General features: G+C 67.4%; 4 protein-coding genes and 1 pseudogene. All 5 read right to left on the bottom strand.

The features are described 5' to 3' along the window. The coding region (locus JMF90_RS23290; RefSeq protein WP_201325475.1) for a J domain-containing protein at positions 1-750 on the bottom strand (750 nt) is incomplete at its 3' end. Between the two features lie 109 nt (positions 751-859). Beyond that, the gene (locus JMF90_RS23295; protein ID WP_041489673.1) at positions 860-1186 is read right to left on the bottom strand and encodes a DUF4148 domain-containing protein; all 327 of its coding nucleotides are present in this window, start codon (positions 1184-1186) and stop codon (positions 860-862) included. Between the two features lie 512 nt (positions 1187-1698). Then, complete coding sequence (locus JMF90_RS23300; protein WP_011548622.1) at positions 1699-4083, bottom strand: DNA polymerase II; 2385 nt, start codon at positions 4081-4083, stop codon at positions 1699-1701. A 79-nt stretch (positions 4084-4162) separates the two neighbouring features. Beyond that, the gene (locus JMF90_RS23305) at positions 4163-4459 is read right to left on the bottom strand and encodes a hypothetical protein (RefSeq protein ID WP_011548621.1); all 297 of its coding nucleotides are present in this window, start codon (positions 4457-4459) and stop codon (positions 4163-4165) included. A 141-nt stretch (positions 4460-4600) separates the two neighbouring features. Then, positions 4601-5047, bottom strand: a pseudogene (locus JMF90_RS23310) (2-keto-3-deoxygluconate permease); the annotation flags it as partial. Positions 5048-5152: the final 105 nt, after the last annotated feature.

The following is a 5152-nucleotide window of genomic DNA, read 5'->3' on the forward strand; positions in this document are numbered from 1 at the left end:
GTAGGCGCGGTTGACCCGCTGCATCAGCACGGTCTTGCGTTGCTGCTCCTGCGGATCGGGTTCGCGATCGGGATGCAGCGCGCTGGCCAGCTTGCGATAGATCTCGCGGATCGACTTGTTCGATTCGGCCTGCTCGGCTTCGATGCGCGCCTGTGCCGCCGATTGCTTCGGTGCCTTCTTGCGCTTCGCGCGCTGCGCCTCGCGGGCCGCGTGGGCGGCCATGTCGCGCTCGAACTGGGCGTCGAGTTCGGCCTGCAGGCGTTCGGCGAGTTCCTCGGGCGACAGCGTGTCGAGACCTTCTGGCGGTTGCGGTTCGGGCTCCTGTTCCCGTCCCGGTTTGGCGGGCTCGGGAGCGGCCGCTTCGTGGCCGGTGTGCGCGGGGCCGGCATGCCGGTTGTAGATGATCTTCAACGTCGCGTCGTCGCTGACGTCGAGCAAATCACCCGCCATATCCACGATCAGGTCGGACAGCGTGCGCTGCTCGGCCTTGCTCAGACCCTTCTGCAGGAACGCGTCGTCGAGCAGATGGATCAGCCGGATGCGCAGCGCCGTCGCTTCCTGTTCGAGCGGCAACAACCCATCGACGAACTTCTTCTGGAACGCCGGCATCACGGCTTCCCACGCGCCGAGCCGCTCGCGCCGCTTTTCGATCTGCTTGACGAGCGTATTGAACGTTTGCTGGGCTTTCGACAGGCTGGCTGTCTCGTGGCCGGGTGCGATGGCGACCGCGGCACCGCGACGTGCGGTCATGATGAGTGTCCTCCGGCCGCGGCGGGACGCGCGGCAGGCCGGTATTTTAGCCGCATGCCCCACGGGACGGCGCGGAGTTGGGGGCGTCCTCTCGGCGACCGGCGGCGCGTCAGTGCGTCACGGCCGCCGCTGCCGGCGCGCCGGCATCCGAACCCGGTGCGCCGTTCGGGCCGTAGGCCGCTTCGGCGCGCTTGTGTTCGGCAAGGCGCTTCGCGGCCAGGCGTTCCTGCGCGGCGACGATGTCGTCCGGATAGCTGTCGCCGTCGCCGATCGTCGGGTTGTAGCCGACCGATTCGAGGTCGAGCAACTCCTGGCGCACTTGCGCGCGGGTGAGCGTCGAGTGCGACGGCGATTGTGCGTACGACATGGTCGGTGCGGCGAGCAGCGCGATGGCTGTAGTGGCGACGGCGGCGATGGTAACGATGAGCGATTTCACGATTTCCTCAGACAGTTTCGTTTGCGGTTCGGCGCATTGGGGCAGGTCGAACCGACGGAGCAAGTTTAGGAACCCGGAACGGCCGGATAAACGGCGATTCCTGGCGAGCTGTGTTCCAGAATGCGTGGGAGTGCGCAACGCGCATGCCGTGGCGATCACGCATCGGTGATTGCTGCGGCGGTGCTTGCCGCATTGACCGTTCCCGACGCGCGCGGCGTGGCGGCCGCGATCGCATCGATGGTGCCGCTTGGGCCTGCGTAGCTCAGCGGTAGGTGCGTGCATCGGTCGTGCGGCCAATGATCCGGTACGTGGCCAGTGCGACCGGCCGGCCCAGCGTCCAGGCTGGACTCCTGATCGAGGCAATCGGTTTTACTTGTCGTGCGGCAGGTGGGTGCGCGCGAATGCCGGTCGATGCGGCTGCGGATCGATTGGTAGACCCATGGTCGACGCACGACGAACTGCCCGAAAGAATGGGTTGCGTGCGCAGTCGGCGCGGGCTGGAGGGTGACCCTTCAATCGCCGAACAACTGCCCCTGCCCGGAGATCACGCGTTCGAAATCGTCGCGCAGGAACGGCAGGATCGCATCGGCGACGGGCTGAAGCTGGCGGCTCAGATAGAACGCATAGTCGATCGGCGAACGCATCGTTTCGAGCGGCTCGGGGCCGGCCGTCGTCATCACGTAGCTGATCCAGCCGCCGCGCTGATACTGCAGCGGCCGGCCCTGCGCGTGATTGAACTCGTCGGCGATGCGTGCCGCGCGCACGTGCGGCGGCACGTTGCGCTCGTATTCGCGCAGCGGCCGGCGCACGCGCTTGCGGTAGACGAGCTGGTCGTCGAATTCGCCGGCCAGCGTGCGCCGCACATAGTCGCGAACGAAATCCTGGTACGGTTCGCGCCTGAACACGCGCCGGTACAACTCGCGCTGGAATTGCTGCGCGAGCGGCGTCCAGTCGGTGCGCACCGTTTCGAGCCCCTTGAACACGAGATCCTCGCCGCCGTCGGCCGTTGCCGCGAGCCCCGCATAGCGCTTCTTGCTGCCTTCTTCCGCGCCGCGCACGGTCGGCATCAGGAAGCGGCGGTAATGCCGCTCGTATTGCAGCTCCAGCGCGCTGTCGAGCCCGAACTGTTCGCGTAGGTGGACGTGCCACCAGCGATTCACGTGCTCGACGAGCGCGCGGCCCTTGGCGCCGGCTTCGTCGTCGTCATGTGCGCGGCCGAGCCATACGAACGTCGAATCGGTATCGCCGTAAATCACTTCGTAACCCTGAGCTTCGATCAGTGTGCGCGTGCGGTGCATGATCTCGTGGCCGCGCATCGTGATCGACGACGCGAGGCGCGGGTCGAAGAAGCGGCAGCCCGTCGAGCCGAGCACGCCGTAAAACGAATTCATGATGATCTTCAGCGCCTGCGACAGCGGCGCGTTGTGCTGCCGCTTCGCGTCGTCGCGGCCCTCCCATACGCGGCGCACGATGTCGGGCAGGCAGTGCGCGGTGCGCGAGAAGCGCGCACCGAGAAAACCGGGCACCGAAGCATCGTCGCCAGGATTCGCGAGCCCCTCGATCAGGCCGACCGGGTCGATCAGGAACGTGCGGATGATTGACGGATAGAGGCTCTTGTAGTCGAACACGAGCACCGAGTCGTACAGCCCGGGCCGCGAATCCATCACGAAGCCGCCGGGGCTGTTCTGACCCGTCACGTCGCCGAGGTTCGGGGCGACATAGCCGAGCCGGTGCATGCGCGGCAGGTACAGGTGCGTGAACGCCGCGACCGAGCCGCCGGTGCGATCGGCCGCGAGGCCCGTGACGCTCGCGCGTTCCAGCGCGAAGGACAGCAGGTCGGCCTTGTCGAAGATGCGCGTGACGAGTTCGCAGTCCTTCAGGTTGTAGCGCGCGAGCGCGGGCTTGTCGTGCTCGAAGCGGCGCTGGATCTCGTCCATCCGCTGGTACGGGTTGTCGATCGACTTGCCTTCGCCGAGCAGCGACTGCGACACGTATTCGAGGCTGAACGACGGGAAGGTCCACGTCGCGGATTTCAGCATGTCGATGCCGTCGAGGATCAGCCGGCCGGCCGCGCCCGCGAAGAAGTGGTCGGGCTGCTGGCCGTGCGCGCGCCAGTCGAGCGCGCTGCCGCCGCGCCCGAGCTTCAGCGGGATGCCGTATTGCTCCGCGTGCGCATGCAGGATGCGCAGGTCGAACTGCACGAGATTCCAGCCGATCACCGCATCGGGATCGTGCCGGTCGAACCAGTCGTTGAGCCGCGCGAGCATCGCGGGGCGGCTGTCGCAGTAGTCGAGGTCGAAGTCGAGGGTGCCTGCGCTGCCGCTCGCGCCGCCGTTCGGTGGCCCGAGCATGTAGACCTGGCGCTGTCCGCAGCCTTCGAGCGCGATCGAGTACAACTCGCCGTGGACGCTGGTTTCGATGTCGAGCGACACGCAGCGTAGCGCAGGGCGGTAACCGGTTGCGGGCTTCAGCTCGCCGCCGGTGAGCGTGCCGTCGCGGCCGGGCTGGCCGCGAAACGCCACGCATGCGGTGATGAAGCGCTCCATTGCGTAGCGGTCGGGCGGCTGCACGTCGGCTTCGTAGACGTCGACGCCGGCGGCGGCGAGCCGCTTCTGGAGCCCGGACAGATGCCGGTAGCGCTTGCAATAGAGGCCGACGACCGGGCGTTGCCGGAAGTCGCGCAGCGCGAGCGGCCGCAATTCGGCTTCGCGCTCGCCGGCCAGTGCGCGTTCGGCGAGTGCCTGCTGTTCGGCCGGGATGAACGCGACGGCTTCCTGCGGGCGCAACCGCACGCGGCGCGGACCGTGTTCGGTTGCCAGCCAGAACTCGATCTCGATGCCGGATGCGGTGTCCCGCCAGTGGCGGGTAAGGATGAAGCCCTGCTCGAACGCCGTCAAAACGCTTGCTCGTCGTGGATGCCCAGGCGGCGGATTTTAGCGCCTGGAAGCGGTTCGCGCCGATAGCGGCGCCATGGCATCAGGTGGCAGGAAGCCGGTGCGTGATGCGCCATCCCGTGCGGGCCGCATCGATCGGCCGCAGCGACCAGCGACGCGCGACGATCGCGTGGCGCTTCTGCGTGACGTATTCGTCTACGGCAAGTTCGAGGGTATCGTCACCGACGCGGGATAGTGTCGCGGTGGCGCCGGAGCCGTCCGCGAATTCGATGACGGCGGGGTGTGGTTTGGCGGTGCGCGGCGCATCGTGGTCGAGCGTCACGATGCTGCCCGGATAGAGGTGCGAATGGCGGGTACGCAGCAGGACGGCGGTGGGCATGGAAGGCGCTCCGGAAAACGCCGGCTTGGGCAACGTGTGAGCCGGATTCCGGAGCCTACCTGAAGGTGAGCGTTCGCGGGGGCATGGCGAGCGGCCGCCAGGATGGTCGGTGCCTGAGGCCGGACCCGAACCGGCATCCCCTCAAACATGCCCCTCGTGCTCGATCGCCCCACCATGCGCCGCCCGCGTCACGACCCGCACCGGCACCCCTGACGCCCTGGCCGCCCGCTTCGCCCACATCGCCGTCAGAATCGGCACGAGAATCGCCGTCACGAGGCACGCGGTCGCGACGATCGCCGTCGCCGCCGGCACCATCGGTTTGAACTTCGGAATCATCTCGCCGATGATCGCCGGGTTCGCGACCGCGGCGCCGGCCGTCGACGACGCGGCCAGCCCCGCCGTCCCGTTGCCGCCGCCCAGCAACTTGTCCGCGAGAATCAGCGGCACGCCCGTCACGACGATCACCGCGAGCCCGAGCGCGATGCCCGGTAGCCCGCTCTTCGCGATCACGTTCAGATCGATGCCGTTGCCGAGCGCGAAGCCGAAGAACGGAATCAGCGGATGCACGCAGCGGCCGAACAATTCGCGCGTAATAACTTCGTATAGCATACATTATACGAAGTTATACGACGGCTCGGTCGACATCGCGATCGACGCGCCGCTGATCGGCGATCCGCATCTGCACCAGGCGCT

This window comes from Burkholderia sp. E168m23 (assembly GCF_016586125.1).
Lineage (GTDB): Bacteria > Pseudomonadota > Gammaproteobacteria > Burkholderiales > Burkholderiaceae > Burkholderia > Burkholderia orbicola.